Here is a 26,804-nt window from a genome sequence, read left to right as displayed (position 1 = left end):
CCGCCGGTCAGGCAAGGCTTACGCCGTCGCTCACGCCACCAGAAGGCGAAGCCGTTGCAGCGTCTCGTCGAGCAGCAGCGGCTCCAGCGCCATCGCGCGCGGCGCGGGTGCCGCCTCGGGCGTGGCGCGTGCGAGCGCGGCGGGGTCGAACAGGCGCAGCGGCAGGTCGAGGTCGCGCGGCAGCGGGCGCTCGGGCGGCGGTGCCAGCCACGCCGGCACCGCACCGGCGGCGTCGCGCACGCGGCGCTCGTCGCGGCGCCGCAGCCGGCGCCACGCGTCGGCCAGGCCAGAGAGCGGGGCCGCGGCGAAGGGGGCGGCGGCGGAGCGGGTGAGGACATCGGCGACCATGTGCCTGTCCCTAGCCAGGCAATGGTAAGTCTATGGTTAATGCGCTGAAAAGGCCGGCGCCTCAGTCCGCAGGCGCCAGCGCCACCTTGCCCTCGCGCCGCGGGTCGTAGCCGCCGTCGAGCCGGCCGTCGCGCACGATCACGCCGTGCAGCCCCGAATCCTCGCCCTGCCCCGGCCGCACCGTCACGCCGCGCGCGGCGAGCCCGTTGCGCACCGCGGGCGCGAACTTGTCGGCCTCGCCCTGGAAGGTTTCGCCGCGCGCGATCAGGTTGGGCAGCGCCAGCGCCTGCTGCATCGTCAGCCCCCAGTCGACCGCGCCGACCACCGCCTTGCCGACATAGGCCAGGATCGCGTTGCCCCCCGCCGAGCCGACCGCGCCGGCGAAGTGGCGCTGGCGGTCGAGCAGGATCAGCGGCGTCATCGACGAGCGCGGGCGCTTGCCCGCGGCCACCGCATTGGCGGCGACGCGGCCGTCGGCGTCGCGCGGGCTGAAGGAGAAGTCGGTCATCTGGTTGTTGAGGAAGAAGCCGTCGACCATCCGCCCGGAGCCGAAGATCGACTCCACCGTGGTCGTCATCGACACCACGTTGCCGCGCGCGTCACCAACGACGAAATGCGAGGTGCCGGTCGGCTCGAGCGTGCGGTCGACGCCGCGCGGTGCCGCGCCCTCGGGCTGGCCGGGCGCGGGCGCGGCGCCGGCGCGCTCCCCGATCAGCCGAGCGCGGCGGTCGAGATAGGCGGGGGCGAGCAGCCCGGCGACGGGCACGTCGACGAAGGCGGGGTCGCCGACGTAGCGGTCGCGGTCGGCGTACATCAGCCGGCTCGCCTCGGCGAAGAGGAACCAGCCGCGCGGGTCGTCCGCGCCATAGCGCGCCACGTCGGTGCGCTCGAGCAGGCCGAGCAGCTCGAGCAGCCCCACCCCGCTGGCGGGCGGGGGCGGCGCGCAGACCAGCAGCACGCGATAGGGCGCGCACAGCGGCTGGCGCACCACCGGGCGATAGGCGGCGAGGTCGCCGAGGGTCATGCTCCCCGCGAGCGCGCCCTCGTGGACTCGCGCGACGATCCGCCGCGCGGTCTCACCGGCGTAGAGTGCGTTCGGCCCCTGCGTGGCGAGCCTTCGGAGGAAACCGGCATAGGCCGGGTTGCGCAGCCGCTCGCCGGGGCGCAGCAGCCCGCCGCCCGGGCGCGCGAAATAGGCGAGCACGTCGGGCGCGTTCGACTCGGGGAAGCGCCCGCTCGCCAGGAAGCGGCCGAGCCGCGGCGAGACCAGGAAGCCGTCGCGCGCGGTACGCTCGGCGTCGCCGAACAGGTCGCGCCACGGCAGCGCGCCGTGGCGGCGATGCGCCTCGGCGAGCATCTTCACCGCGCCGGGCACGCCGGTGGCGCGCCCGCTCAGCACCGCGGTGGCGAAGGGCAGCGGCTTGCCGCCGTCGTCGAGGAACATGTCGGGCGTGGCGCCGGCGGGCGCGGTCTCGCGCCCGTCGTAGACGGTCACCTGCGTGCTGGCGGCGTCGTAATAGGTCATGAAGGCGCCGCCGCCCATGCCCGAGCTCTGCGGCTCGACCAGCGACAGCATCGCCTGCACCGCGATCGCGGCGTCCACCGCCGAGCCGCCGCGGCGCAGCACCGCGAGCCCGGCGTCGGCGGCGAGCGGGTTGGCGGCGACGACGAAGAGCTGCGGCCGGGTAGCCGTCGCCGCGGTAGCGGGCGCCGGGGCGGCAGACGGCGCCGGCTCGCGCGCCGCGGGCGGCGGCGTCGCGCAGCTGCCGAGCAGCGCCGCCAGCGCCAGCGCGACGCTTGTTCCCCACGAGCTCGCGCGCGCTGCCATGGCCGTTCCTTCCGCTATCCGAAGCGGCGCGGATAGCGGCGGGCGGCGGCAGCGTCCACCGCGCGGCTCAGCCGAGCGCGATCGCCCCCGCGGCGGCGAAGCCGGCGAGCGCGAGATAGCCGAGCACGCGCGCCAGCGACTCCTTGCGATAGTCGGCGTAGCGGCGACGGTGGAGCCAGTAGCGCCCGTCCTCGGTCTTCTCGAGCGCACCGAACGCCAGCATGCGGTCGAACTCCTCGCCGCCGAGGCGCGTCGCGGGCCGCTCGAACGCGGTCGCGGTGGCCGCGGTGGTCGCCCCCGCCGAAAGGAAGTGCCATGCGATCTTCTTGCGCGCCTTCATGATCACCGTGGCGGCGATGGTGCCGGGCATGTCGAGTCTCCTGTTTCTGAAGCTCCCTCCCCTTCAGGGGGGGGTGGGGTGGGGCCTCTCCGCGAGCGTTACGTTCGCGGCGAGGCCCCACCCCCGGCCCTTCCCCCCAAGGGGAGGGGAGATTGGTTCGCTCGTCGTCGCGATCGAGGGGAGCTACTTGCGCCCCTGGTGGCGGATGTTGCCCGGCCGCCCGCGGCGCTTGAGCACGCGCGGCGGGCGGCGCTCGCTCTCGCGCGCGCGCCCTCCTCCGCCCGCGCCCGCGCCGCCGTAGCGTCCCTCGGGCAGCTCGAAGCGCAGCACGCCCGAGACCGGATTCGCCTCCGCCAGCCGCAACGCCAGCCGCTGCCCCTGCGCATAGGTCTCGCCGCTATGCTCGCCGACCAGCCGACGAGACGCCTCATCATAGCGGAAATATTCGCCCCCCAGGTCGCGCACCGGCATCAATCCGTCGCCGCCGACCCCCTCCACCGTGGCGAAGAAGCCGAAGTTGGTCACGCCGGTGATCCGCGCCTCGACCAGCTCGCCGACGCGCTCCGCCAGATAGGCCGCGACATAGCGGTCGATCGTCTCGCGCTCGGCCTCCATCGCGCGGCGCTCGAGCTGGCTGATCGTCTCGCCCGCGCGCTCGAAATCCTCGTCCCCCGCCAGCCCGCCGGGGCCGAGCGCGTAGGCGCTCACCAGCGCACGGTGGACCATCAGGTCGGCGTAGCGCCGGATCGGCGAGGTGAAATGCGCGTAGCTGCCCAGCGCCAGCCCGAAATGCCCCTGGTTGAGCGGGGCGTAATAGGCCTGGGTCTGGCTGCGCAGGATCTGCTCCATGATCTCGGGGCGGAACTCGGCGTCACCGACGCGCTCGATGATATGGTTGAACGTGGCGGGGCGGATGACCTGGCCGAGCGCGAAGGCGACCTCGAAGGTGGCGAGATAGTCCTTGAGCGCGACCAGCTTCTCGCGCGCGGGCGCCTCGTGGACGCGGTACATGACCGGCGCCTTCTTGGCCTCCAGCGCCTTGGCGGCGGCGACGTTGGCGGCGATCATATAATCCTCGATCAGCCGGTGCGCGTCGAGCCGCTCGCGCGGCGCCACCGACATGATGCGACCCTTCTCGTCGAGCACGACGCGGCGCTCGGGCAGGTCGAGCTCGAGCGGCTCGCGCCGGTCACGCGCCGCGGCGAGCGCGCGCCAGCAGTCCCACAGCGGCGCGAGCGCGGTGTCGACGAGGGCGGGGTCCCAGGCGAAGGAGAAGGACGCCGTTGCCTCCACTTCGTCACGCCGGACTTGTTCCGGGGTCCACGGCTCCGCGCTCTCGCCGGCCGGCGAGTCGGCGGACGGGTGGATCCCGGACCAAGTCCGGGATGACGGAAGAGAGTCGGGACGGACCGTGCGCGCCGCCCGCGAGTCGATCGAGGCCTGTGCCTCCTCATAGGCGATGTTCGCCGCGAGCCGCACCAGCGCGCGCGAGAAGCGCCAGCTCTTGAGCGCACCGTCCTTGCCGATCCGCAGGTGGCAGGCCAGCGCGGCGCGGTCCTCGCCCGCCTTGAGCGAGCAGACGTCGGCCGAGAGGATCTCGGGCAGCATCGGCACGACGCGGTCGGGAAAATAGACCGAGTTGCCGCGCGCGCGCGCCTCGCGGTCGAGCGCGCTCTTGGGGCGCACGTAGTGGCTCACGTCCGCGATCGCGACGATCGCCTGCCAGCCGCCCGCGTTGGCGGGATCGTCGTCGGGCGCCGCCCACACCGCGTCGTCGTGGTCGCGCGCGTCGGCGGGGTCGATCGCGACGATCGGCAGGTGGGTGAGGTCCTCGCGCCCCTCGCCGAGCGGCTGGCGCGCGACCCGTGCCGCCTCGTCGAGCGCCTCCTGCGCGAACACGTCGGGGATGCCGAGCCGATGGATCGCGATCAGCGAGAAGCTGCGCGGCGCGAACGGGTCGCCCAGCCGCTGCACCACGCGCGCGGTGATCCGCGGCGGGCGGCCGGCCTTCTCGGCCAGCACCAGGTCGCCCGCCTCGGCGTCGCCCGCGTCGGACACGGCGTACTCGCGCCGCTCCTTCTTCTCGACCCCCTGCAGCCACAGCCGGTCACCCTCGCGCCGCAGCACGCCGATCAGCTGCTCGGCGGCGGGCGCGAGCACCTTCATCGGGTGCGCGGTCCAACCGTGGCCGGTCTCCTCGTTGCGCGCGAGCAGCCGCTCGCCGACCCCCAGCGCGCCGCGCCTGCGCTCGCGCACGCGGATCCGCGGCACGGGCGCGTCCGACTGCCAGTTCTCGGGCACCGCCCAGACGTTGCCGCCCTCGTCGACGTCGGCGACGCGCAGCACGGTCACCTTGGGCAGCCCGCCCATCTTGTGGAAGGCGCGGCCCGGGGCGGAGTCGATCAGCCCCTCGTCGGCCATGTCCTTGAGCAACGCCTTCAGAGCGATCTTCTGCTGCGCGGAGAGGCCGAAGGCGCGCGCGATCTCGCGCTTGCCCGCGGGCGTAGCGGACGTGGCGATGAAGTCGAGCACCTGCTCGCGCGTGGGCAGGCCGGGGGGCGGTTTCTTAGGCACGCCGCGGAGATAGGCGCTCGCAACGGCCGGCGCCATGGATGTGTGCGGAGGCGACTCTTGGTCCTCCCCTGCAAGGGGAGGATTTAGCCCCCTCACCCCAGCGCTTCCTCCAGGAAATACCGCATCGCCGCCCAGCTGCGCCGGTCCGCGCGCTCCTCATAGGCGACGCCGGGCACGGTCGAGCCGCGCCGGGCCTCGTCGGTGAAGGCATGGCCGGCGTTGCCGTAGGCGTGAATCTGCCAGTCGGCCTTCGCCTCCGTCAGCTCCTGCGCCAGCGCGGTGACCGCCTCGGGTGGGCCGAGCGGATCGTCCCAGCCGTGGCATACCAGCACCTTGGCGCGGATCGGCGCGACGCTGGCATAATCGGGCCGATCGTACACGCCGTGGAAGCTCACCACGCCGCGCACGTCGAGCCCAGCGCGCGCCATGTCGAGCACGCACTTGCCGCCGAAGCAGAAACCGATCGCCGCGGTGCGTGCGGCGTCCACCTCGGGCTGCGCCACCAGCGCCGCCAGGCTGGCGGCGAGCCGGTCGCGCAGCAGCGCGCGATCGGCGTTCAGCTCGTCCATGTAGCGCGAGATGTCGGGACCGGGCTCGGCGCGGCGGCCCTCGCCGTAGAGGTCGCAGGCATAGGCCGCGTAGCCGAGCGCGGCGAGCGCCTCGGCCTTGGCATTGTCGGCCTCCTTCTGGCCGAGGATATTGGGGACGACGAGCACGCCGGGGCGCGGGCCGGCGATCGAGTCGTCCCACGCGAACACGCCGGCGAAACGGCCGCCGGGGCCATCGTGGTGGAGCGGGCGGCGGGTGATCGGCATCGCTGAGTCTCCGGGCGAGCGCGGTTGTCTCGCACGCGGCATGCGCTAGAGCGATGCCGAGCAGGCGACAAGCGGGAGCGAGCGTGGACGGACCGGCCGAGGCGAGGCGCGACTATCGGGTAGCGCGCGGCGATCCGGCCGAACCCGCGGTCGCGGCGCTCCTGGCCGCGCACCTTGCCGACCAGCGCGCGGGCACGCCGGCGGGCTTCTCCTTCGCGCTCGACGCCGCGCGGCTCGCGGCGCCCGACATCGCGCTGTTCGCCGCCTGGGACGGCGACGCGCTCGCCGCGGTCGGCGCGCTCAAGCGGCTCGACGGCGGCGCGGGCGAGGTCAAGTCGATGCGCGCCGCGACGGCCTACCGCGGCCGCGGTGCCGGCAGCGCCATCCTCGTCCCGATCGTGGCGGCCGCGCGCGAGGCGGGCCTGACCGGGCTCTATCTCGAGACCGGCACCACCCCGGCCTATGACGACGCGCTGGCGCTGTACCGCCGCGCCGGCTTCGCGCCCTGCGCCGCCTTCGCCGATTATCGGCCCAGCCCGCACAACCAGTTTCTCGCGCTCGCGCTATAGCAGGAGTATCCGCATGCCCACGCTCGTCCTGATCCGCCACGGCCAGTCCGCCTGGAACCTCGAGAACCGCTTCACCGGCTGGTGGGACGTCGACGTCACCGAGCAGGGCGCCGCCGAGGCGCGCGCCGCGGGCGAGCTGATGGCGGCCAAGGGGCTCGACTTCGACCAGACCTTCACCTCGCTGCAGACGCGCGCGATCAAGACGCTCGACCTCGCACTCGAGGCGATGGGGCGGCTGTGGCTGCCGGTGGAGAAGGACTGGCGGCTCAACGAGCGCCATTATGGCGGGCTGACCGGGCTCAACAAGGCCGAGACCGCGGCGAAGCACGGCGACGAGCAGGTGCATGTGTGGCGCCGCAGCTTCGACGTGCCGCCGCCGCCGATGGAGCCGGGCAGCGCCTTCGATCTCTCGGGTGACCGCCGCTACGCAGGGATCGACGTGCCTGCGACCGAGAGCCTCAAGGACACGATCGCGCGCGTGCTGCCTTACTGGGAGCAGCGCATCGCGCCGGCGCTGCGCGACGGCCAGCGCGTGCTGATCTCGGCGCACGGCAACTCGCTGCGCGCGCTGGTGAAGCATCTCTCGAACATCCCCGACGACGAGATCACCGGGCTGGAGATCCCGACCGGCCAGCCGATCGTCTACGAGCTGGATGATCAGCTGGCGGCGACCGATCGTTACTATCTGAGCGAGCGCTGAGCGACTCAGCACCCGCGAGATAAGGGCCACCGATCGGCACGGCGCGCCGGCCGCCCGCTACAATGAGGGTGGCGGGCGGACCGCCGCCGGTCGGCGCCGGCCGCTGCCCGCCCGATCCTTTCCGGGTCGCGAGCAGAGGTGCCATGTCCCGCCTGACGTCCAAGCCCCTGGTGATCCGGCTGCTGCTGCTGATCGCGGCGACGCTGGTCCTCGCCGCGCTCGCGTACGGGCTGCGGATCCATGTCGTCGGCGACCCGCCGGCGCGCGACCTGACGATCGTCGACGCCACCGCCGCCGCGCCGCGACCGACACCGGGGCCCACCCCGCTCATCGTCGCCGATGCGGCCGTGGCGACCCGCGCCGCGACGACGCGTGGCGGCGCGGCGCCGGGCGCGGGCGGGGTGCTGGCCCGTTTCGCCGCCGCCGCGACCGACCTGCCCTGAGCGGCAAGGTCGCCGCGGCGTCCTCGTCAGTGACGAGCGCTGCGCGGGGGTGTCGCCGGCACGTTGCGCTGCCGTAACGAGTCAAACCAGCGCCCGCGCCTCTACCCCGCGGCGGCGGCGCAGCGCGATCCCGGCGAGCGCGAAGCCGAGGATCATCGTCATCCAGGTGGCCGGCTCGGGTACCGCGGTGCGCGCGACGATGCCGCCGGCGTAATCGAGCACGCTGACCCCGTCGGTGGTGCCGGCGCCGTAGCTGACGCCCTGGCCGGTATCGCCGTTGCTCCAGAAGTTGACCGCCTTGCCGCTGCTGGTGGTGAAGACCAGCCCGTAGATGTCGAGGAAGCCGCCGCCGAACGGGTAATCGGTCGCGGTCGGCGGCGAGCCGGCCGGGTAGAAGAGGTTGTCGTAGGAGAAGCCCGGCGCGACCCCGCCCGGACCGGGCACGCCGTTCTTCACGACGTAATGGCCGAAGCTCGCGGGGGCGAGCAGGTTGTCCGGGGTCGGCTTGCCCGGGTTGCTGGGTACGACGCCGGTGATCGTCGTGGTCAGGTCGATGTTGCTGTTGCTGAGCGTACCGCTCGCGCCGGTGACGATATAGGAGCCGACCGGGTCGTAGCGGTTGGGCGAGGTACCGATCGGGCCGGTGTTCGGGTTGGCCTCATAGGTGAGCGAGACGGTGCCGCTGAGCCCGCCCCCACTGAAGTCGAACACATAGCTGGCCGCGCTCGCGGGTGCGCTCATCGTCACGGCCGCCGCGGCGGCGATCACTGCCCAAGGCCTCATCACTCTTCCCCTCCGAGACGCGCGCCGTCGAGTCGCCGCGGCGCCGGCGCGGACGCTAGGCGAGAAGATGGTTAACGGATTGTACGTTCGCGCGGACGCGCCACATCAGACGGAGTACGTCCTCAGTAACCCGCCCCGGCGCAGAGCGACTCGAGCTGGCGGAGCCGAGGGTCGTCGGCGCCATAGCGGCGGCGGAACGCCGGCCGGTTGGCGCAGGCCTTGCGCTGGAACTCGGGCGAGCCCGGGCGCGGCGCGCGGGCGCCGCGGCGGCGCATCGCCTCGGCCTGCGCCCCCATGCGGGAGCGGTGGAACGCGCCCTCGGCGGCCTGCGACGGACTGATCACCGGCGCGACGTCCTGCGCGGCGGCGGCGGGGCTGAGCAAGGTCAGCGCGATGGCGGCGGTGCGGCGCATACGGTCCTCCGGATGTGGCCCGCGCAGGCTAGAAGCCCGCGCGCGCGCCGCAAGCACGTCGCCGCGAGCCGTGCCGCGGCGACGACCGGCCGGTCCGCCCCGCTCAGCTCGCCATCGGCAGCCGCAGCCGCACCAAGAGCCCGCCGAGGTCCTCGCTCTCCTCCAGCGCCACCGTGCCGTCGTAGATCTCGGCGACGTCGCGCACGATCGCGAGGCCGAGGCCGGTGCCCGGCTTGCCGGTGTCGAGCCGCACGCCGCGGTCGAAGATGCGGACGCGATCGGCCTCGGGGATGCCGAGCCCGTCGTCCTCCACCACCACCTCGACGAAGCCCGCCTGCGCGCCGACCGTGACGAACACACTGCCGCCGCCGTATTTGGCCGCGTTCTCGACGAGGTTGCCCATGATCTCGTCGAGGTCCTGGCGCTCGATATGCGCCACCAGGTCGCGCGGCCCGGTCATGTCGATGCGGACGTGCGGGTAGAGCCGCTGCACCGCGCGCTCGACCGACTCGACGCTGGGCCATACCGCCGCGCGGCTGTGCGCCGAGCCGCGGCGCCCGACCGCGCGCGCGCGCGCGAGGTGGTGGTCGACCTGGCGCCGCATCGTCCGCGCCTCGCGGATCACCGTGGCGGCGAGGTCGTCCGACTGGGCGGTGGCGGCGTTCATGATCACGGTCAGCGGCGTCTTGAGCGCGTGCGCCAGGTTGCCGGCGTGGCGCCGCGCCTCCTCCGCCTGGGTCTCGTTGTGCGCCACCAGCGCGTTGAGTTCCTCCACCATCGGCAGCAGCTCGAGCGGCATCTTGCCGCTGATCCGGCTGGAGCGGCCGGCGCGCATCTTGGCGATCTCGATGCGCAGCCGGCGCAGCGGCAGCAGACCGTAGAAGGTCTGCAGCGCCGCCAGGATCACCAGCCCGACACCGAGGAGCACGAAGCTGCGCACCAGCGTGCGCCGCAGCACCGCGATCTGCGCGTTCAGCGCCTCGCGGCTCGACGCCACCTGAAAGCGCCAGCGCACCTTGGAGCCGGGCAGCGTGACGTCGCGCTCGACGATGCGCAATTCCTCGTCCGGGAATTGATGGCTGTCGTAGCTGTGGACGGCGCGATCGTCGTGCGGCTTGCCATAAGCGAGCTGGCGGTCCCACAGCGAGCGCGACACGAACGCCTCGTGCCCCGGCGCCGAGACCTGCCAGTACAGCCCCGAATAGGGCTCGACGAAGCGCTGGTCGGCGGGCTCGCGGTTGAACGTCACCTCGCCGGTCGAGTCCATCTCGGCCGAGACCAGCAGCGAGCGCAGCACGTACTCGAGCTGGTCGTCGGCGTTGCCCGTCACCGCGCCGACGAGCACGCGGTCGAGCGCGAAGCCGCCGCCGACCAGCAGCGCCGAGATCCACAGCGCCGCGATCAGGATCATGCGCCGCGTGATCGAGCCGCGCGCGCGCGGTTCCTCGACCGGGGCGTCGACGGCGGGGTCGGCCGCGGTCACGCGATCACGCGTCCGGATCGTCCAGGCTGTAGCCGAGGCCGCGGATCGTGGTGATCACGTCCTGCCCCAGCTTCTTGCGGATGCGCGTGACGAACACCTCGATCGTGTTCGAGTCGCGGTCGAAGTCCTGGTCGTAGATATGCTCGATCAGCTCGGTGCGGCTCACCACCTTGCCCTTGTGGTGGAGCAGGTAGCTCAGCAGCTTATACTCCTGCGCGGTGAGCTTCACCGGCTCGCCGTTGCGCGTCACCTTGCCCGAGCGCGTGTCGAGCCGCACGTCGCCCGCGGTCAGCTCGGACGAGGCGTTGCCCGAGGCGCGGCGGATCAGCGCGCGCAGGCGGGCAATCAACTCCTCGGTCTGGAACGGCTTGGCGACGTAATCGTCGGCGCCGGCGTCGAGCCCCGCCACCTTGTCGGACCAGCTGTCGCGCGCGGTGAGCACCAGCACGGGCGTGACCCGCCCTTCCTTGCGCCAGCGATCGAGCACGGTCAGCCCGTCGATCTCGGGCAGGCCGAGGTCGAGCACGATCGCGTCGTAATTCTCGGTCGAGCCGAGGAAATGCCCTTCCTCGCCGTCGGTGGCGAGATCGATGGCATAGCCCGCGCCCTCCAGCGTGGACTTGAGCTGCTGGCCGAGGTTCGGCTCGTCCTCGACGATGAGCACGCGCATGATCGTTCTTTCCCCCTCAGTTACCGGTACGGCCGATGATCTGCCCGGAACGGCCGTCGACGTCGACCCAGATGACGTTGCCGTCGCGCAGGAACTTCAGCGTGTAGATGCCGCTCGGCATCTCCAGGTCGACGCCGATATATTGCGCGCCCTTCATCGTCGGCAGCACGCGCCGCTCGATCTCGGGCAGCGGCAGGATCTTGCCCGCGCGCCGCGCCTGCAGCGCCACCGCTCCCTCGCGCACCTGGTCGGGCACCGCGGCGGCGGGCGCGGCGGGCACGGCCAGAAGCAGGAGCGGGAGCAGGCGGCGGTGCATTCTCACTCGTGCTCGCATAGGGAGAGGGGCTTGAACAGCCTGTGAATGGAGGCGACGCGGCGCAGCAACCCGTTGCCGCCGCTGGATGTTCCGCGCGGCGCGGATCAGCGGCGGAGCAGTTCGCCGAGACGGCCCGTCAGCTGCGCCAGCGTCACCGGTTTCTGGAGCCGCGCCACGTCGCGATAGGCCGGGGGAATCGTGGCGGTGTCATAGCCGCTGAGGAAGATCACCGGCACGCCGCGCGCCAGCAGCGTGTCGGCGAGCGGGAAGCTGAGCTCGCCGCGCAGGTTGATGTCGAGCAGCGCGGCGTCGGGCGAATCCTCGCGCTCGGCATGCGCCAGCGCCGGCGCGAGGCTGGCGAACAGGGTGACGTTCGCGCCCGCGTCGAGCAGCGCGCGCTCCAGCCGCACCGCGACGTAGAACTCGTCCTCGCACACCAGCAGGCGCCGTCCCGCGAGCGTGCCGTCCTCCACCTCCCCCGCGCCGCCGCTCATGCCGCGCCGCCGAGCGGGACGTGGAGCCGGCACGTCACCGCGCCCGCCGCGATGCGATAGTCGCTCGACGCGCCGAGCTGGAACGGCAGCGCGCGCTCGATCAGCTCGCGCCCGAAACCGCGCCGCGAGTCGGCCGCCGGCGCGGGCCAGTCGCCGGTCTCCTCCCAGGCGAGATCGAGCATCGGCTCGCCGCCGGTAACGTTCACCTGCCAGCGGATCGCGATCCGCCCCGCGCCGCGCGCGATCACGCCATGCTTGCGCGAGTTGGTGGCGAGCTCGTGGATCATCAGCGCCAGCGTCTGCACCATCGTGCTCGGCAGCAGCACGTCCGGCCCGTCGAGCGTGATCAGCGACTCGCGGTCGACGATGCCCAGCGCGTCGCGCTCGGTCTCGAGCAGGTGGCGCAGCGTCAGCTTCTCGCTCCCCGACAGCAGCCGCTGCGCGCGCGCCAGCGCCTGCAAGCGGTCGTGGAAGCTCGTCTCGAACGCCTCCTGCGAGTCCGCCGCCGCCATCGTCTGGAGCGCGATGCCCTCCACCACCGCGAGCAGGTTGCGCGTGCGGTGCTGCAGCTCGGCGACCAGCACCGCCTGGCGCGCTTCGAGCGCGCGCAGGTCCTCGACGTCGGTGAAGGTGCCGACCCAGGTCGGCTCGCCCAGCTCGAACGCGGTGGGCAGCGCGCGGCCCTGGTACCAGCGATAGGTCCCGTCGTGCTGGTGCCAGATCCGGCACTCCACCTCGAAGATCCCGCGCGCCTCGGCCGCCCCCCAGGCCTCCTCCACCGCGACCGCGTCCTCGGGGTGGACCGCGTCGAGCCAGCCGCGGCCGAGGCTCGAATCGGGGTCGCGCCCGGTCACCTCGGTCCATTGCGGCCCCATCCAGCGCCACTGCGCGCCCGGCTCGGCGCACCATACCAGCTGCGGGATGCCCTCGAGCACCAGCCGCAGCTGCCACTCGCTGCGCTCGCGCGCGGCCTGCTCGTCGCGGCGGCGGCGCAATGCGTCGATCCGCAGCATGCTCGCGGCGACCAGGCTGGCGTAGATGCGCAGGAAGGCGAACTCGGCGGAGAAGTCGCGCGGCGCGCACGTGCTGATGTGAAGCAGCCCCAGCATCGGCGTGCCCGGCCCGTCGCGCAGCGGGATCAGCGCCAGCCCGCGCTGGTCGAAGCTGCGCAACAGCCCGCGCGTCTCCAGCCGCGGCTCGTCGCGCACGTCGGGCACGATCACGGGCTCGCCGTCGCGCAGCAGCCGGCTTTCCAGTGACTGGTCGTTGCCCTGCGCGATATGGCTGCCGATCAGCGACGGCGCGATGCCCGCGCCGGCGCGCAGCTCGACCGAGCGGCGGTCGGCGTTCTGACGGTAGAGCAGCACGATGTCGGCGCCGACCGCGCGGCGGACATAGTCGCACGCCTCCTGCAGCAGCAGGTCGATGTCCTCGGACAGGATGGCGAGCTCGGCGAAGGCGGCGAGCATCTCGTGCTGGTGGAGCGCGGCGTCGGGCGCGCGGGAGGACGCGGGGAACGCGTCCAGCGGCGATCCGTCAGCAGGCATCGCATTCGTCTCCGCACGCCGCTCCCGCGGCCCTGGGTCGCGGCGTGAACTACCTAGAACGTGCCGCATAGGCAGCAGAACTTATTGGATAAACTTGCCATGGGCAGGGCTCAGCCGGGCAGCCCGGCCGGCTATTCATCCCGTTTCGGGACATAACGCGCGGTAGGAGAAAAGGGCGCCTGCGAGACGGTCGCGTCAAAAAATTTTCGTTCGCCGATCGTTCTCTTGCAATCGCGGGAGGCGGCGCAATTCCGCGCGTCGCCGCACCGCGGCGCTGCGCGCGCGGCGCTTAGGTCCGCTCTCGGTCGCTTTTACCGGCTTGCCCACCACCGCGATCTGCCACAATCTGTAGAGGTCGGGTCGGCGTGTCGACCCCAACGGTAGTAGAACAGGACGTGGCTCCCCATATTCGCGGGACGCGCCCGGACGGTCGCGGACAAGGCGACGGTCTCTTTTTGTTCTCAACGGGGTAGGCGTCGTCTAGAATCGGGCACTGCCTCGATTCGGCGATGGAAGCCAGGAGCGGGAGCGGCATGGCGATGGATTTCAGGGAAACGGACGGTGCGGCGATGATCACCGAGACGATCGACACGGCGACCGCGAGCGCGGTGACCGAGGCGCAGCCCAGCGGCGACACGCCCGGCAGCGACACGATCGCCAAGCACGGCGCGCGCGCGCGGCCCTACCCGGTCGAGGTCGATCACGGGCGCGACGCGCTGCTGACCGACTTCGGCAAGGAGACGCTCAAGGACCGCTACCTGCTGCCCGGCGAGAGCTTCCAGGACCTGTTCGTCCGGGTCGCCTCGGCCTACGCCGACGACGCCGCGCACGCGCAGCGGCTGTACGATTACATCTCCAAGCTGTGGTTCATGCCCGCCACCCCGGTCCTGTCCAACGGCGGCACCGGGCGCGGTCTGCCGATCAGCTGCTACCTCAACTCGGTGCCTGACAGCCTCGACGGCATCGTGCAGACCTGGAACGAGAACGTCTGGCTCGCCTCGCGCGGCGGCGGGATCGGCACCTATTGGGGCAACGTCCGCGGCATCGGCGAGCCGGTCGGGCTCAACGGCAAGACCAGCGGCATCATCCCGTTCGTGCGCGTGATGGACTCGCTGACGCTGGCGATCAGCCAGGGTTCGCTGCGGCGCGGCTCGGCGGCCTGCTACCTCGACATCTCGCACCCCGAGATCGAGGAGTTCCTCGAGATCCGCAAACCCTCGGGCGACTTCAACCGCAAGGCGCTCAACCTGCACCACGGCGTGCTGATCCCCGACGCCTTCATGGCGGCGGTGCGCGACGGCGCCGAGTGGCAGCTCAAGAGCCCCAAGGACGGCTCGGTGCGCGGCACCGTGGACGCGCGCGCGCTGTTCCAGAAGCTGGTGGAGACCCGGCTGGCCACGGGCGAGCCCTACATCGTCTTCGCCGACCATGTGAACTCGACCATGCCCAAGCATCACCGCGACCTCGGGCTCAAGGTCTCGACCTCGAACCTGTGCAGCGAGATCACGCTGCCGACCGGCCGCGACCATCTCGGCAACGACCGCACCGCGGTGTGCTGCCTCTCCTCGCTCAACCTCGAGACGTGGGACGAGTGGAAGGACGAGAAGGGTTTCGTCGAGGACGTGATGCGCTTCCTCGACAACGTGCTGCAGGATTACATCGACCGGCACGAGCCGGGAATGGAACGCGCCGCCTATTCGGCGGGGCGCGAGCGCTCGGTCGGGCTGGGCGTGATGGGCTTCCACTCCTTCCTCCAGCAGCGCGGGCTGCCGTTCGAAGGCGCCATGGCGAAGAGCTGGAACCTCAAGATGTTCCGCCAGATCAACGCGCAGGTGAACGAGGCCTCGATGGTGCTCGCGCACGAGCGCGGGCCGTGCCCCGACGCCGCCGACATGGGGGTGATGGAGCGCTTCTCGTGCAAGATGGCGATCGCGCCGACCGCGTCGATCTCGATCATTTGCGGTGGCACCAGCGCGTGCATCGAGCCGATCCCGGCCAATATCTACACGCACAAGACGCTGTCGGGCAGCTTCGCGGTGAAGAACCCGTATCTCGAGAAGCTGCTCACCGAGAAGAGCAAGAACTCGGACGCGGTGTGGAACTCGATCCTCGAGCACGGCGGCTCGGTGCAGCACCTCGATTTCCTCAGCCAGGAGGAGAAGGACTGCTACAAGACGTCGTTCGAGATCGACCAGCGCTGGCTGCTCGAGCTCGCCGGCGACCGCACGCCCTATATCGACCAGGCGCAGTCGCTCAACCTGTTCATCCCGGCGGACGTGGAGAAGTGGGACCTGCTGATGCTCCACTTCCGCGCCTGGGAGCTGGGGATCAAGTCGCTCTACTATCTCCGCTCCAAGTCGGTGCAGCGCGCCGGTTTCGCGGGGGCCGAGGGCCAGGGCGGGGTCGAGGCGGACAACACGCTCGACAAGCCGCAATTCTCGCTGGCCGAGAGCACCGACTATGACGAGTGCCTCGCCTGCCAGTGAGGGACGAGCGGTCACGCATGACACGGTCGTGCGTGACCGCCAGGATCTGATCCGCCTCACCGCCAGGGGCGGCGACGTCAGGCCGCCGAGGAAAGGTCGTTGGTGATCTCGGCCGCGGCGGCGGCGAGCCGCTCGCGCGCGGCGTCGAGGTCGATCGTCTGCGAGCCGTCGATCAGGCGAAGGAAGGGGATCGTCAGCGCCGCCGCGACGAGCCCGTCGAAGCCGAACACCGGATAGCTGATGTCGGTGACGCCGAGCGTGATCGGGCTCTTGCGCTGGGCGAAACCGGCCTTGCGGATCAGCGCCAGCTGCCGCTCCAGCGCGTCACGATCCAGCGGCGCCGCGAGCTCGGCCGCCTGCGTGATCGCGATCTCGCGATCCTGCGGCGTCGCGAACGACAACAGCACCTTGCCCGAACAGCTCGCGAGAAGATCGACGCTGGCGCCGAGGCGGAGCGCGAAGCCGCGCGTGCCGGGATTGTGCTCGCGCGCGATGACGAGCCCGCTCGCCTCGTTGCGGACGACGAGGTGGCACGATTGCCCGGTCTCCACCGCCAGGCGCCGCATCACCGGGCGCGCGACATCGACCAGGTTGCGCGCCGGGGTCGAGCGATAGGCCAGATCGAGCAGCTTGTAGGCGACCGAGTAACGATCGTCCTTGCGCGACTTGCGCAGATAGCCGAGTTGCTCGACGACGACGACGATGCGGAAGAGCTCGCCGACCGACCGGCCGAGCAGCGTGGCCATCTCGCTCACCAGCAGGCCGCCGGGATGCTGCTCGAGCAGCTCGAGAACCTCGAAGGTCTTCTGGACCGCAGGCGCCGCGTAGGTCGCCTTCCCTCCCGCCGTCACGCGCCACCTCACCTATAAGCGTCCTGCGGCCATAGGAGACGTGTCGGCGCTGTCAAATGTCGGTGATCCATCTTCCCTCACCGACATGCCGGGCTCGCGTCGGGACCCATGTTTCCGCTTCCGTCGCCCCCGACTTGCTCCGGGATCCACGCCCCCCGCGAGAGCCACCCGTCGCGGGCTCGCGACATGGTGAGATCCCGGACCGGGTCCGGAATGACGGGGGGTTGTCCGAAGGTCGCGCTCACGGCCCGGGTCGACGAGGTGGGCGGACACGGCCCATGCCGCTTGCAAAATGAAAACTCACTTGCAAGTATGACAATAAATTGAGGAGAGAGAAGAGCGATGCCGGGGTGGAGCAAGCGCGAGTTCATGGCGGGCTCGCTGGGGGCCGCCGCCGCCGGCAGAGAGGCACCGGCGGTGCCGCTCGCGATCGCGCCGGGTCGCTTCACGCCGGCGGTGGAGTCGCTGCTCGGCTATCGGGCGCCCGACTGGTTCCGCGACGCCAAGTTCGGCATCTGGGCGCATTGGGGGCCGCAGGCGGTGCCGCGCCAGGGCGACTGGTACGCGCGCTTCATGTACTGCCCCGGCCACCCGCACTACGCGCACCACCTCAAGACCTACGGGCACCCGTCCGAGGCCGGCTACAAGGACATCATCCCGCTCTGGACCGCCGACAAGTTCGATCCCGAGGCGCTGATGACGCGCTATGCCGCGGCCGGCGCGCGCTACTTCGTCTCGATGGGGGTGCACCACGACAATTTCGACCTGTGGCGGTCCAAGCATCATCGCTGGAACGCCGCGGCGATGGGACCGAAGCGCGACATCGTCGGCGCCTGGCGCGACGCGGCGCGGCGCCGGGGCCTGCGCTTCGGCGTCTCCGAGCATCTCGGTGCGAGCTACAATTGGTGGTATCCCAGCCACCTGTACGACCAGTTCTGGCCCAAGCTCGGGGTCCGCTACGACGGCGCCGATCCGCGCTACGCCGATCTCTACCACGACAACCGCGACGAACCGTTCCTCGGCCCGCCCGACACCTGGTATACGAAGAACCCGGCCTATCACGCGCACTGGTACAAGCGCATCCGTGACCTGGTCGACAGCTATCAGCCCGACCTGCTCTACTCCGACGGTGGGCTGCCGTTCGGCGAGGTCGGGCGCTCGCTGGTGGCGCACCTGTACAACAGCAGCATCGCGCGCAGCGGCCGGCTCGAGGCGGTCTATGCCTCGAAGAGCCTCGGCTCGGGCGAGTTCCACCGCGAGTGGGGCGTGCAGGACGTCGAGCGCGGCGTGCTGAAGGGTATCGACCCGCTGCCGTGGCAGACCGACACGTCCAACGGCGACTGGTTCGAGAACGAGAACGATCGCTACAAGACGCCGGCGCAGGTCATCTCCATGCTGGCCGACATCGTCAGCAAGAACGGCAACCTGCTGCTCAACGTTGTGCTCCGCGCCGACGGCAGCCTGCCGCCCCAGTCGGTCGAGCTGCTCGACGCGCTCGCCGCCTGGATGCCGGTCAACGGCGCGGCGATCTACGGGACGCGGCCGTGGAAGATCCACGGCGAGGGGCCGACCGAGGCGGCGGCGGGCGACTTCAAGGAGAGCGGCGACTATGTCGCGCAGGACATCCGCTTCACCACGCGCGGGCAGCGGCTCTACGCGATCACGCTCGCACCGCCGGAGGGTCATGTCGCGGTCACGTCGCTCGCCGCGGACAATCCGCACGAGCCGCGGCGGGTGCGGCGCGTGCGGCTGCTCGGCCACGAGGGCACGGTCGCCTTCCGCCAGACCGATCGCGCTCTGGTGATCGACTGCCCCGCGCGCCTGCCGAGCCGCCACGCCAGCGCCTTCGAGATCAGCTTCGCCTGATCTTCTTCGGGCGACACGATCCGGCCACCTGAAGCGTGCTCCGGCGGGCGCAGGAGCGCGCGACTAGACGCGCTCCAGCATCAGGGCGATGCCCTGCCCCACCCCGATGCACATGAACGCCATGGCATAGCGGCCGCGCGTGCGGTGCAGCTCCTCCACCGCGCTCATCGCGATCCGCGCGCCCGACATGCCGAGCGGATGGCCCAGCGCGATCGCGCCGCCGTTGCGGTTGACGCGCGGATCGTCGCTCGCGATGCCGAGGTCGCGCAAGGTCGCGATCGCCTGCGCGGCGAAGGCCTCGTTCAGCTCGATCACGTCGAGCTGGTCGAGACCGATGCCGGTGACACGGCACAGCTTGCGCGCCGCCTCGATCGGACCGACTCCCATGACCCGTGGCGCAATCCCCGCTGCCGCCATGCCGAGGACGCGCGCGCGGGGCGTCAGCCCGTGCCGCGCCGCCGCTTCCTCGCTCGCCACCAGCATCGCCGCCGCGCCATCGTTGAGGCCGGAGGCGTTGCCCGCGGTGACGGTTCCGTCGGCCCGGACCACCGGCCTCAGCTTGGCCAGCACCTCCAGGCTGGTCGCGCGGGGATGCTCGTCGCGTTCGACCAGGATCGGATCGCCGTTGCGCTGCGGCACGCTGACCGCGACGATCTCCGCCGCCATCCGCCCGCTGGCGATCGCCGCGGCGGCCTTCTGCTGGCTGGCGAGCGCGAAGGCGTCCTGTTCCGCGCGAGTGACGCGCCACGCGTCGGCGACATTCTCCGCCGTCTCCGGCATCGAGTCGACGCCGTACGCCTCGCGCATCTTCGGGTTGACGAAGCGCCAGCCCAAGGTCGTGTCCTCGAGCTGCTGCGCGCGATCGAACGGCGCCTGCGCCTTGCCCAGGACGAAGGGGGCGCGAGTCATGCTCTCGACCCCGCCGGCGATCAGCAGCGCGGCGTCACCGCCGCGGATCGCCTGCGCCGCGCTGCCCACCGCGTTGAGCCCCGATCCGCACAGCCGGTTGATCGTCGCCCCCGGCACCGCGTCGGGCAGCCCGGCGAGCAGCGTCGCCATGCGCGCGACGTTGCGATTGTCCTCGCCCGCCTGGTTGGCGCAGCCGAGCAGCACGTCATCGACCGCGGCCCAGTCGACGCGCGGGTTGCGCTCGATCAGCGCGCGCAGCGGGAGCGCGGCGAGGTCGTCGCCGCGGATCGTGGCGAGCGCGCCGCCCAGCCGGCCGATCGGGGTGCGGATCGCGTCACAGACAAAGGCGTGCGGCATCGGGCGTCCTGCTCCAGCGTGGCGATGGATCTCCTCCGTAGCGGCGGCGCGCAGGCCGGCGTAGTGGGGAAGTGACCTCGTCCGGTTCCCTTCGCCGGTCACGTGCGCGACAGCGGCCGGTGTCGGCGGTGCGATGGTCGCCCCCGCCATGTGAGGTGAGCTGCCAATATTCCCGGCCGACGACCGCGCGCTCGAGCGGGACGCTTCCGGACGCGGCGTCTGAACCCGACTCGCCGCGACAGGGTGAGTCGTCCGCAACTCAAGTGATGGCGCCATTCGCATCAGAACGGCCCCATATGTTGTGTTTGCTGGGTGCGAGACATCGCTATCCGCGCGAGAAAACGATGGCGACGCCGGGGCCGATCGGGTATCAGGAAGGGACATCGGAGTCTCGGCGCGTGCGACCGCGAGGGCGCTGAGAAGGCTGACACAATCTCGTGCCCAAGGTGGTTGAACATGGCATCTGCCCCGAGCCAGCGGCGATCGCAGGCACAGTGCGAGAGACGCACTCCTATCGTGTCGTCGGCGCCGACCGTGGCGCGCGGCGCGAGCGGCTCGCCCCGCGCGCGCTGACACGATTCGCCCCGCCCGTCGGCGGGAAAGGGAAGGCGTCTTCCCGCAGGCCGCCCGAGGGGGTGAGAGTGACGGTAGGACAGGAGAGAAGCGATGCGTCCCGCGGACGATCGATCACCGGCCCCTCCCGCCCGCGCGCGGCGATCGGCGCTCACCGCCGTCGCCACCGAGATTGCCGGCGATGGATTGCCCACGCGAAAGGGCGGCGCTCGATGACGAGCGCCGCCCCACCTGTCAGGATCCGAGGGGCCTGGGCGCCTCTCCCGCTGGGAGAGGGCGCTACCGCCTCACTCGGCCTCTTCGAACATGTCCTGCGCGTTCTGCGCGGTCGCCGAGAGGCGGACCTTGTCGCCCTCGACCTCCGCGACCAGCCCCAGCGGCAGGTAATGGTGCTTGGCGCCCTGGCCGTCCTGCGTGGAGGGCGAATCGTTCTTGGTCAGCTTGATCCGGTCGCCGTCGACATGGTCGACCGTGCCGACGTGAACGCCGTCCGCGCCGATCACCTCGGCATGTTCCTTGATCTGGCTGGCATCGACCATGGTCAGTCTCCTCTGTTCGGTTCGGGGGCGCAACGCACGGAGCGGGAGATGGTCGCATGCTGAGCACGCTGCCGCTCCAGTCCGCGATCATGTTCGCGGTCGCCGCGGTGTTCGCGCTGGTCGGCGCGTGGCTGCTCGCCGAGCTGCGCCGCCCGCTGACCGAGGCGCGCGTCTACGCCTATCGCATGGTCGGCGTGATGGCGCTGTCGGGCGGCGTCGTGCTGGCGCTGTCCGCCGCGGCGATGTGGCAGTGGAGCCTCGAGCCATGACCGACCCGCCCGCCGGGCGCGCCTCGCTTTTCTGATATTCGTCTCACCCGGAGTGTAGCCATGTCCCTTCTCGAAGCCCGCAAGCAGTACAAGCCGTTCGAATACCCCTGGGCGTTCGAGTTCTGGAAGCGCCAGCAGCAGCTCCACTGGCTGCCCGAGGAAGTGCCGCTCGGCGAGGACTGCCGCGACTGGGCGCAGAAGCTGACCGATCACGAGCGCAACCTGCTCACCCAGATCTTCCGCTTCTTCACCCAGGCCGACGTCGAGGTGCAGGATTGCTACCACGAGAAATACGGTCGCGTGTTCAAGCCGACCGAGGTCAAGATGATGCTGACCGCGTTCAGCAACATGGAGACGGTGCACATCGCCGCCTACTCGCACCTGCTCGACACGATCGGCATGCCCGAGAGCGAATATGGCGCCTTCCTCGAGTATGGCGAGATGAAGGACAAGCATGATTACATGCAGAACTTCGGGGTCGACAGCGACGAGGACATCGCGCGCACGCTCGCCATGTTCGGCGGCTTCACCGAGGGCGTGCAGCTTTTCGCCAGCTTCGCGATGCTGATGAACTTCCCGCGCTTCAACAAGATGAAGGGTATGGGCCAGATCGTCAGCTGGTCGGTGCGCGACGAGAGCCTGCACTGCGAGGGCATCATCCGCATGTTCCACGCCTTCTGCCAGGAGCGCCAGTGCCTGACCAAGGCGGTGAAGGACGACATCGCCGACGTGTGCCAGACGACGATCCGGCTGGAGGACAATTTCATCGACCTGGCCTTCGAGATGGGCCCGGTCGAGGGGATGAAGCCCAAGGAGATCAAGAAGTACATCCGCTATATCGCGGACTGGCGGCTCAACCAGCTCGGGTTGAAGCCGATCTACATGATCGACGAGCACCCGCTGCCGTGGCTGACGCCGCTGCTCAACGGCGTGGAGCACGCCAATTTCTTCGAGACCCGCGCCACCGAATATTCGAAGGCGGCGACCAAGGGGCAGTGGAACGACGTGTGGGACTCGTTCGACAAGCGCCAGAAGGCCAAGGGTGGCAAGCCGGCCAACGAGGACGCGGGCGAGGCCAGCGGCGATATGTTCGCGGGCGTGGCGGCGGAGTGAGATAGCTCCCCCTCCTTCAGGGGAAGGGCGGGGGTAGGGCTTCACCGCGGGCCAGTCGCTCGCGGAAGCGCCCCACCCCGGCCCTCCCTGAAGGGGGGAGCGAGGTCATGACTCCGCGGCAGCGCCGTCTGGACAGCCGCCGCCCGAAAGGATCGTTTGAGCGGACACCATGACCCCCAGCTGGCACCCCGCCCCCGACAGCGGCATCGCGATCCGAGAGGTCGCCGCCGACGGCCTCACCTTCGAGGTCGCCGAGGCGGGGAGCGGCGAGCATCTCGCGCTGTGCCTCCACGGCTTCCCCGAGCTGCACTATAGCTGGCGCCACCAGATGCCGCTGCTCGCCGCGCTCGGCTATCGCGTCTGGGCGCCCAACCAGCGCGGCTATGGCGGCACCTCCCGCCCCGCCGCGGTCGCCGATTACACGATGGACCAGATCGTCGCCGACGCCGCCGCCTTGTTCGACGCCAGCGGCGCGCGCACGCTGACGCTGATCGCGCACGACTGGGGCGGCGCGATCGCGTGGAACTTCGCGATCAACCGGGTGCGCCCGCTCGAGCGGCTGGTGGTGATGAACCTGCCCCACCCCGCCTGCTTCGCCGCGGCGCTGCGCCACCGGCCGCAGCGGCGGCGCAGCTGGTACATGGGCGCGTTCCAGCTCCCGTGGCTGCCGGAGCGGGTGATGGCGCTGGGCGACGCCGCGCTGGTGCGCCGCGCCTTCCGCGGCATGGCCGTGGACAAGACGCGCTTCCCCGACGCGGTGCTCGACGTCTACGCCGCGGCGGCGCGGCGGCCGGGCGCGCTCAAGGCGATGATCGACTGGTATCGCGCCGCCGCGCGCCACCGCGACCGCATGCGCTTCGGCAACGGCGGGCGGGTCGAGGTGCCGACGCTGATCGTCTGGGGCGAGGAGGACAAGGCGCTCGGGCTGGAGACACTCGACGGCACCGGGCGCTACGTCGCCGATCTCACCGTGCGGCGGCTGCCGGGCGTGTCGCACTGGGTGCAGCAGGAGGCGCCAGAGGCGGTCAACGCGATCCTGCGCGAGTGGCTACCGCGGGCGGGGTGAGCGCCGAATGGGAATGAGGGCTGCCCGCCACCGCCGCGCTCCGGCGCACGCCGGAGCCCAGGGTCTTGGGGCCGACGTGCGTGGCCTCGGGTTCCTGCGTGCGCAGGAACACGGGAGGGGGGAGCGTCGCCCGCTTCCCTCCCCTCGTCCGTCATCCTGAACTCGTTTCAGGATCCACGGCGCAGCGGACGCAGCCGCTTCAGGGAGAGAAGACGTGGGCGGCGAACGCCCCGTCCTCCACATGGCGCTCAGGTGAGCGGCCAAGTGGATCCTGAAACGAGTTCAGGATGATGCCAGCGTAGAGGATAGGGCGGTCGCCCCCCCTCACTCCCCGAAGGCGCGCCTGATCAGGTCCGCGGTGGAGGCGTCGAAATCGCCGCCGCCCTTGGCCGCCGCCTTGGCCATCTCCTTGCCCAGCTCGACGCCGAACTGGTCGAACGAGTTGATCCCGAGCAGCACGCCGTTCACGAACACGCGATGCTCGTAGAAGGCGATCAGCGCGCCGAGCGTACGCGCGTCGAGCCGGTCGAGCAGCAAGGTCGACGAGGGGCGGTCGCCGGGATAGCTGCGCGCCGGATCGTCGACCTGCTTGCCCGTCATCAGCGCCGCACCCTGCGCGAAGGCGTTGAGCAGCAGCTGGCGGTGGTGCTCCGCCGGCAGCGTGTCGCCCGCCTCGATCACTGCGAGGAACTCGACCGGCACCAGATGCGTGCCCTGGTGGAGCAGCTGGAACACCGCGTGCTGCGCGTCGGTGCCCACCCCGCCCCAGGTGATCGGCGCGGTCGGGCGGCCGACCGGCTGGCCGTCGACCGTCACGCCCTTGCCGTTCGACTCCATCTCGAGCTGCTGGAGGTAGCTCGGCAGCAGCCGCAGCCGCTCGTCATAGGCGAAGGGCGCGCGCGTCTCGGCGTGGCGCACCTGGGTGTAATAGAGGTCGGCGAAAGCGGCGATCGCAGGCGCGTTCTCGTGCAGCGCGGCGAGGCGGAAGTGGCGGTCCATCTCGGCCGCGCCCTCGAGCAGCTCCTCGAACTGGTCCCAGCCGAGCGCGATCGCCGCGGGGAAGCCGATCGACGACCACAGCGAGTAGCGCCCGCCCACGCCCTCGGAGAAGGGCAGGATGCGGGTCTCGTCGACGCCCCACTCGATTGCCTTCTCGGGCGAGGCGGTCAGCGCGATCACGCGGCCGTACGGGTCCTCGACGCCGGCGCCGGTCATCCACTGGATGACGCTCTCCGCGTTCATCATCGTCTCGGTGGTGGTGAAGGTCTTGGAGGCGACCACCAGCAGCGTCGTCTCGGGGTCGAAGTCGTCGAACACGTCGTCCAGCGCCATGCCGTCGACGTTGGAGACGATCGCGACGTCGTAGCGGTCGCTGCCGCGGCCGAGCGCGTCGACCAGCAGGTGCGGCCCCAGCGCCGAGCCGCCGATGCCGACGTGCAGGATCGAGCGCACCGGGCCGAACGCCTCCGCCTCGATCGCGTCGATCAGCCCGCGCATCCGCGCGTGATAGGAGGCCGCGCGCGCGACGCTCTCGGCCTTGCCCTCGCCGCGCTCGGCGGTGTGCTCGACCGGGCGGTCCTCGGTGACGTTGACGTTGGCGCCCGCGAACATGGCCTCGCGCTTGCCCGCGAGATCGACCGACTTGGCCAGCGCCTCGAAGGCGGTGAGCGCGTCCGCGGTGAGATGCGTCTTGGACCAGTCGAAGTGGATGCCCGCGACGTCGAGCGACAGCCGCTTCAACCGATCCGGGTCATTGGCGAAGAGCGTCTCGAGCCGCTCCTGCGGCAGCGCCTCGATCGTCGACCAGTCCGCCATGTCATCTGTCCTTCCGGCTGTCTCGTGTCGCGGCGCACAACGGGCCGCCGGCGCCAAGGCTCCGCTTGACGCGAGGCGACGGTTGCGCGACGCGGTGCTTCATGGCCACCCCCAAAGCCGCCGGCAAGCCCGCGCGTTCGGAAACCGCCGAGACGGTCCGCTTCCTGCTGAAGCTGGCGCTGTTCGTCTTCGTGCTGCGCAGCTTCATCTTCTCGCCCTTCTCGATCCCGAGCGAGTCGATGCTGCCGCGGCTGCTGATCGGCGACTATCTGTTCGTCTCCAAGTGGAACTACGGCTACTCGCGCTGGTCGCTGCCATGGGGCGTGCCGCTGATCCCCGGCCGCATCTTCGCGCACGATCCGACTCGCGGCGACACGGTGGTGTTCCGCTCGATGGGGCCGGACGACCATGACGTGATCAAGCGCGTGATCGGTCTGCCCGGCGACACGGTGCAGATGCGGAACGGCCAGCTGTTCCTCAACGGCCGGGCGATCCCCAAGCAGCGAGTCGCCGACTTCGTCGTGCCGCTCTCGCCCAACTTCCCCGCCGAGAAGTGCGGCGCGCGCTTCCAGGACAGCGACGCGCAGGGGCAGCCGATCTGCCGCTACCCGCGCTTCCGCGAGACGCTGCCCGGCGGGCGCAGCTACAATGTGCTCGACCAGGAGAACATCCCCGTCGCCGACGACACCGACGTGTACAAGGTGCCCGCGGGCAACGTCTTCCTGATGGGCGACAATCGCGACGATTCGGCGGACAGCCGCTTCGCCCCGCCGGTCGGGATGGGCTATATCCCGATGGAGCGGATCGAGGGCAAGGCGGTGGTCACCTTCTGGTCGACCGACGGCTCGGCCGAGTGGCTCAAGCCGTGGACCTGGGTCTCGGCGGCGCGGTTCCGCCGCATCGGGGAGGGCTTTTGAGCGACGCCGGCGACGACCTCGCCGGCTGGGTCGAGGCGCAGTTCGGCGTCCGCGCCGACGACACCGCGCCGTTCAAGCGCGCGCTGACCCATAGCAGCCACGCCGAGGGCCTTGCCGGTGCGAGCTACGAACGGCTCGAGTTCCTCGGCGACCGCGTGCTCGGGCTCTCCATGGCGGAGTGGCTGGTGGAGCTGTTCCCGGCCGAGCCCGAGGGGCAATTGTCGAAGCGGTTCAACGCGCTCGTCACCGGCGCGGTATGCGCCGAGGTGGCGCGCGAGATCGGCGCCGACGCGCGCGTGCGGCTCGGCAAGCAGGCGCGCGACGACGGTGCGCAGCACAGCGACAATGTGCTGGGGGACGTGGTCGAGGCGCTGCTGGGCGCGGTCTATCTCACCGCCGGGCTGGCGCCCGCGCGCGCCGCGGTGCGGCGGCTGTGGCAGGACAAGGTCCATGTCGAGGCGCGCGCGCCGCAGCACCCCAAGTCGGCTCTGCAGGAATGGGCCGCGGCCAACCGCCGCGCGGTGCCCTCCTACGCGATCGTCGAGCGCGCCGGACCGGGCCACGCGCCGCGCTTCACCGTGCGCGCCACCGTGGGCAAGGACGAGATGCTCGCCGAGGGAACGAGCAAGCAGGAGGCCGAGACCGAGGCGGCCAAGGCGCTGCTCGCCGCGCTGTCGGCGCAGGCGGCGCCCACGCGGGGACGGCGGCGGCGGTGACGTG

At 71.2% G+C, this 26,804-nt stretch carries 26 protein-coding genes; 10 read left to right on the top strand and 16 right to left on the bottom strand.

Annotated elements, in window-relative coordinates:
- Positions 1 to 30: 30 nt before the first annotated feature.
- The 5 genes from KZ820_RS13555 to KZ820_RS13535 all read right to left on the bottom strand — a co-directional run bounded on the left by KZ820_RS13555 (position 31) and on the right by KZ820_RS13535 (position 5,905).
- Positions 31 to 348 carry a hypothetical protein gene (locus KZ820_RS13555; protein ID WP_219749141.1) on the bottom strand — a complete coding sequence of 106 codons (318 nt, stop codon included), beginning with the start codon at positions 346 to 348 and terminating at the stop codon, positions 31 to 33.
- A gap of 61 nt (positions 349 to 409) precedes the next feature.
- Complete coding sequence (gene ggt / locus KZ820_RS13550; protein WP_219749140.1) at positions 410 to 2,176, bottom strand: gamma-glutamyltransferase; 1,767 nt, start codon at positions 2,174 to 2,176, stop codon at positions 410 to 412.
- A gap of 67 nt (positions 2,177 to 2,243) precedes the next feature.
- Positions 2,244 to 2,546, bottom strand: a complete 303-nt coding sequence (locus tag KZ820_RS13545; RefSeq protein WP_219749139.1) for a hypothetical protein — start codon at positions 2,544 to 2,546, stop codon at positions 2,244 to 2,246.
- A gap of 153 nt (positions 2,547 to 2,699) precedes the next feature.
- Positions 2,700 to 5,126, bottom strand: coding sequence for a ribonuclease R family protein (locus KZ820_RS13540; RefSeq protein WP_219749138.1), 2,427 nt, complete (start codon positions 5,124 to 5,126; stop codon positions 2,700 to 2,702).
- Positions 5,127 to 5,182: 56 nt separating this feature from the next.
- Positions 5,183 to 5,905, bottom strand: coding sequence for a dienelactone hydrolase family protein (locus KZ820_RS13535; RefSeq protein ID WP_219749137.1), 723 nt, complete (start codon positions 5,903 to 5,905; stop codon positions 5,183 to 5,185).
- 83 nt (positions 5,906 to 5,988) lie between these two features.
- On the opposite strand from KZ820_RS13535, the gene KZ820_RS13530 reads away from it, so the two are divergent.
- From KZ820_RS13530 to KZ820_RS13520, 3 genes are all read left to right on the top strand, one after another.
- Positions 5,989 to 6,474, top strand: coding sequence for a GNAT family N-acetyltransferase (locus KZ820_RS13530; RefSeq protein ID WP_308462226.1), 486 nt, complete (start codon positions 5,989 to 5,991; stop codon positions 6,472 to 6,474).
- Positions 6,475 to 6,487: 13 nt separating this feature from the next.
- Positions 6,488 to 7,174: a 2,3-diphosphoglycerate-dependent phosphoglycerate mutase gene (gene gpmA / locus KZ820_RS13525; protein WP_219749135.1), complete on the top strand. Its 687-nt coding sequence runs from the start codon at positions 6,488 to 6,490 to the stop codon at positions 7,172 to 7,174.
- 143 nt (positions 7,175 to 7,317) lie between these two features.
- Entirely contained in the window at positions 7,318 to 7,617 is a 300-nt protein-coding gene (locus KZ820_RS13520; RefSeq protein ID WP_219749134.1) for a hypothetical protein, read from the top strand.
- Between the two features lie 81 nt (positions 7,618 to 7,698).
- On the opposite strand, the gene KZ820_RS13515 is transcribed toward KZ820_RS13520, so the two are convergent.
- From KZ820_RS13515 to KZ820_RS13485, 7 genes are all read right to left on the bottom strand, one after another.
- Complete coding sequence (locus tag KZ820_RS13515; protein WP_258048153.1) at positions 7,699 to 8,400, bottom strand: PEPxxWA-CTERM sorting domain-containing protein; 702 nt, start codon at positions 8,398 to 8,400, stop codon at positions 7,699 to 7,701.
- Positions 8,401 to 8,522: 122 nt separating this feature from the next.
- A complete protein-coding gene (locus KZ820_RS13510) occupies positions 8,523 to 8,813 on the bottom strand; it encodes a hypothetical protein (protein ID WP_219749133.1) in 291 nt (96 codons plus the stop codon).
- Between the two features lie 103 nt (positions 8,814 to 8,916).
- A complete protein-coding gene (locus tag KZ820_RS13505; protein WP_219749223.1) occupies positions 8,917 to 10,224 on the bottom strand; it encodes a sensor histidine kinase in 1,308 nt (435 codons plus the stop codon).
- 76 nt (positions 10,225 to 10,300) lie between these two features.
- Complete coding sequence (locus tag KZ820_RS13500) at positions 10,301 to 10,966, bottom strand: response regulator transcription factor (protein WP_183923825.1); 666 nt, start codon at positions 10,964 to 10,966, stop codon at positions 10,301 to 10,303.
- Positions 10,967 to 10,982: 16 nt separating this feature from the next.
- Positions 10,983 to 11,282, bottom strand: a complete 300-nt coding sequence (locus KZ820_RS13495) for a hypothetical protein (protein ID WP_258048152.1) — start codon at positions 11,280 to 11,282, stop codon at positions 10,983 to 10,985.
- Positions 11,283 to 11,386: 104 nt separating this feature from the next.
- Positions 11,387 to 11,776, bottom strand: coding sequence for a response regulator (locus tag KZ820_RS13490; protein WP_219749131.1), 390 nt, complete (start codon positions 11,774 to 11,776; stop codon positions 11,387 to 11,389).
- The gene (locus KZ820_RS13485) at positions 11,773 to 13,323 is read right to left on the bottom strand and encodes a sensor histidine kinase (protein ID WP_219749130.1); all 1,551 of its coding nucleotides are present in this window, start codon (positions 13,321 to 13,323) and stop codon (positions 11,773 to 11,775) included. The genes KZ820_RS13490 and KZ820_RS13485 overlap by 4 nt, the downstream gene beginning before the upstream one ends.
- Before the next feature lie 539 nt (positions 13,324 to 13,862).
- On the opposite strand from KZ820_RS13485, the gene KZ820_RS13480 reads away from it, so the two are divergent.
- The gene (locus KZ820_RS13480; RefSeq protein ID WP_219749222.1) at positions 13,863 to 15,809 is read left to right on the top strand and encodes a ribonucleoside-diphosphate reductase subunit alpha; all 1,947 of its coding nucleotides are present in this window, start codon (positions 13,863 to 13,865) and stop codon (positions 15,807 to 15,809) included.
- Between the two features lie 77 nt (positions 15,810 to 15,886).
- On the opposite strand, the gene KZ820_RS22225 is transcribed toward KZ820_RS13480, so the two are convergent.
- Complete coding sequence (locus tag KZ820_RS22225; protein ID WP_219749129.1) at positions 15,887 to 16,660, bottom strand: IclR family transcriptional regulator; 774 nt, start codon at positions 16,658 to 16,660, stop codon at positions 15,887 to 15,889.
- Between the two features lie 342 nt (positions 16,661 to 17,002).
- Between KZ820_RS22225 and KZ820_RS13470 the strand changes: the two genes are divergently transcribed.
- Entirely contained in the window at positions 17,003 to 18,526 is a 1,524-nt protein-coding gene (locus KZ820_RS13470) for an alpha-L-fucosidase (RefSeq protein WP_219749128.1), read from the top strand.
- Between the two features lie 63 nt (positions 18,527 to 18,589).
- On the opposite strand, the gene pcaF is transcribed toward KZ820_RS13470, so the two are convergent.
- Together pcaF and KZ820_RS13460 are read right to left on the bottom strand one after the other, a co-directional pair.
- A complete protein-coding gene (gene pcaF / locus KZ820_RS13465) occupies positions 18,590 to 19,792 on the bottom strand; it encodes a 3-oxoadipyl-CoA thiolase (protein ID WP_219749127.1) in 1,203 nt (400 codons plus the stop codon).
- Positions 19,793 to 20,652: 860 nt separating this feature from the next.
- Positions 20,653 to 20,904, bottom strand: a complete 252-nt coding sequence (locus KZ820_RS13460; RefSeq protein WP_219749126.1) for a DUF2171 domain-containing protein — start codon at positions 20,902 to 20,904, stop codon at positions 20,653 to 20,655.
- 56 nt (positions 20,905 to 20,960) lie between these two features.
- Between KZ820_RS13460 and KZ820_RS13455 the strand changes: the two genes are divergently transcribed.
- The 3 genes from KZ820_RS13455 (at position 20,961) to KZ820_RS13445 (ending at position 23,352) form a co-directional block, all read left to right on the top strand.
- The gene (locus KZ820_RS13455; protein ID WP_219749125.1) at positions 20,961 to 21,173 is read left to right on the top strand and encodes a hypothetical protein; all 213 of its coding nucleotides are present in this window, start codon (positions 20,961 to 20,963) and stop codon (positions 21,171 to 21,173) included.
- Positions 21,174 to 21,233: 60 nt separating this feature from the next.
- Positions 21,234 to 22,286 (top strand): ribonucleotide-diphosphate reductase subunit beta, encoded by a 1,053-nt coding sequence (locus KZ820_RS13450; protein ID WP_132909648.1) that lies wholly within the window; start codon positions 21,234 to 21,236, stop codon positions 22,284 to 22,286.
- Positions 22,287 to 22,455: 169 nt separating this feature from the next.
- Positions 22,456 to 23,352, top strand: coding sequence for an alpha/beta fold hydrolase (locus tag KZ820_RS13445; RefSeq protein ID WP_219749124.1), 897 nt, complete (start codon positions 22,456 to 22,458; stop codon positions 23,350 to 23,352).
- A 324-nt stretch (positions 23,353 to 23,676) separates the two neighbouring features.
- Here the strand turns inward: KZ820_RS13445 and pgi are convergent, their stop codons facing one another.
- On the bottom strand, positions 23,677 to 25,167 hold the full coding sequence (gene pgi / locus KZ820_RS13440; RefSeq protein ID WP_219749123.1) for a glucose-6-phosphate isomerase: 1,491 nt from the start codon (positions 25,165 to 25,167) through the stop codon (positions 23,677 to 23,679).
- A gap of 101 nt (positions 25,168 to 25,268) precedes the next feature.
- On the opposite strand from pgi, the gene lepB reads away from it, so the two are divergent.
- Both lepB and rnc read left to right on the top strand, forming a co-directional pair.
- Positions 25,269 to 26,084 carry a signal peptidase I gene (gene lepB / locus KZ820_RS13435; protein WP_219749122.1) on the top strand — a complete coding sequence of 272 codons (816 nt, stop codon included), beginning with the start codon at positions 25,269 to 25,271 and terminating at the stop codon, positions 26,082 to 26,084.
- Positions 26,081 to 26,800: a ribonuclease III gene (gene rnc / locus KZ820_RS13430; RefSeq protein WP_258048151.1), complete on the top strand. Its 720-nt coding sequence runs from the start codon at positions 26,081 to 26,083 to the stop codon at positions 26,798 to 26,800. The genes lepB and rnc overlap by 4 nt, the downstream gene beginning before the upstream one ends.
- The last annotated feature ends 4 nt before the right edge of the window (positions 26,801 to 26,804 follow it).

Origin of the sequence: Sphingomonas citri, from assembly GCF_019429485.1 — a bacterium.
GTDB lineage: Bacteria > Pseudomonadota > Alphaproteobacteria > Sphingomonadales > Sphingomonadaceae > Sphingomonas > Sphingomonas citri.
This window is presented reverse-complemented; position numbering and strand designations above follow the sequence as displayed.

Bases quoted from the DNA above. Each gene is read 5' to 3' on its own strand.
- KZ820_RS13555 (WP_219749141.1), bottom strand. From the start codon at position 348: ATGGTCGCCGATGTCCTCACCCGCTCCGCCGCCGCCCCCTTCGCCGCG.
- ggt (WP_219749140.1), bottom strand. From the start codon at position 2,176: ATGGCAGCGCGCGCGAGCTCGTGGGGAACAAGCGTCGCGCTGGCGCTG.
- KZ820_RS13545 (WP_219749139.1), bottom strand. From the start codon at position 2,546: ATGCCCGGCACCATCGCCGCCACGGTGATCATGAAGGCGCGCAAGAAG.
- KZ820_RS13540 (WP_219749138.1), bottom strand. From the start codon at position 5,126: ATGGCGCCGGCCGTTGCGAGCGCCTATCTCCGCGGCGTGCCTAAGAAA.
- KZ820_RS13535 (WP_219749137.1), bottom strand. From the start codon at position 5,905: ATGCCGATCACCCGCCGCCCGCTCCACCACGATGGCCCCGGCGGCCGT.
- gpmA (WP_219749135.1), top strand. From the start codon at position 6,488: ATGCCCACGCTCGTCCTGATCCGCCACGGCCAGTCCGCCTGGAACCTC.
- KZ820_RS13520 (WP_219749134.1), top strand. From the start codon at position 7,318: ATGTCCCGCCTGACGTCCAAGCCCCTGGTGATCCGGCTGCTGCTGCTG.
- KZ820_RS13515 (WP_258048153.1), bottom strand. From the start codon at position 8,400: ATGAGGCCTTGGGCAGTGATCGCCGCCGCGGCGGCCGTGACGATGAGC.
- KZ820_RS13510 (WP_219749133.1), bottom strand. From the start codon at position 8,813: ATGCGCCGCACCGCCGCCATCGCGCTGACCTTGCTCAGCCCCGCCGCC.
- KZ820_RS13505 (WP_219749223.1), bottom strand. From the start codon at position 10,224: ATGATCCTGATCGCGGCGCTGTGGATCTCGGCGCTGCTGGTCGGCGGC.
- KZ820_RS13500 (WP_183923825.1), bottom strand. From the start codon at position 10,966: ATGCGCGTGCTCATCGTCGAGGACGAGCCGAACCTCGGCCAGCAGCTC.
- KZ820_RS13495 (WP_258048152.1), bottom strand. From the start codon at position 11,282: ATGCACCGCCGCCTGCTCCCGCTCCTGCTTCTGGCCGTGCCCGCCGCG.
- KZ820_RS13490 (WP_219749131.1), bottom strand. From the start codon at position 11,776: ATGAGCGGCGGCGCGGGGGAGGTGGAGGACGGCACGCTCGCGGGACGG.
- KZ820_RS13485 (WP_219749130.1), bottom strand. From the start codon at position 13,323: ATGCCTGCTGACGGATCGCCGCTGGACGCGTTCCCCGCGTCCTCCCGC.
- KZ820_RS13480 (WP_219749222.1), top strand. From the start codon at position 13,863: ATGGATTTCAGGGAAACGGACGGTGCGGCGATGATCACCGAGACGATC.
- KZ820_RS13470 (WP_219749128.1), top strand. From the start codon at position 17,003: ATGCCGGGGTGGAGCAAGCGCGAGTTCATGGCGGGCTCGCTGGGGGCC.
- pcaF (WP_219749127.1), bottom strand. From the start codon at position 19,792: ATGCCGCACGCCTTTGTCTGTGACGCGATCCGCACCCCGATCGGCCGG.
- KZ820_RS13460 (WP_219749126.1), bottom strand. From the start codon at position 20,904: ATGGTCGATGCCAGCCAGATCAAGGAACATGCCGAGGTGATCGGCGCG.
- KZ820_RS13455 (WP_219749125.1), top strand. From the start codon at position 20,961: ATGCTGAGCACGCTGCCGCTCCAGTCCGCGATCATGTTCGCGGTCGCC.
- KZ820_RS13450 (WP_132909648.1), top strand. From the start codon at position 21,234: ATGTCCCTTCTCGAAGCCCGCAAGCAGTACAAGCCGTTCGAATACCCC.
- KZ820_RS13445 (WP_219749124.1), top strand. From the start codon at position 22,456: ATGACCCCCAGCTGGCACCCCGCCCCCGACAGCGGCATCGCGATCCGA.
- pgi (WP_219749123.1), bottom strand. From the start codon at position 25,167: ATGGCGGACTGGTCGACGATCGAGGCGCTGCCGCAGGAGCGGCTCGAG.
- lepB (WP_219749122.1), top strand. From the start codon at position 25,269: ATGGCCACCCCCAAAGCCGCCGGCAAGCCCGCGCGTTCGGAAACCGCC.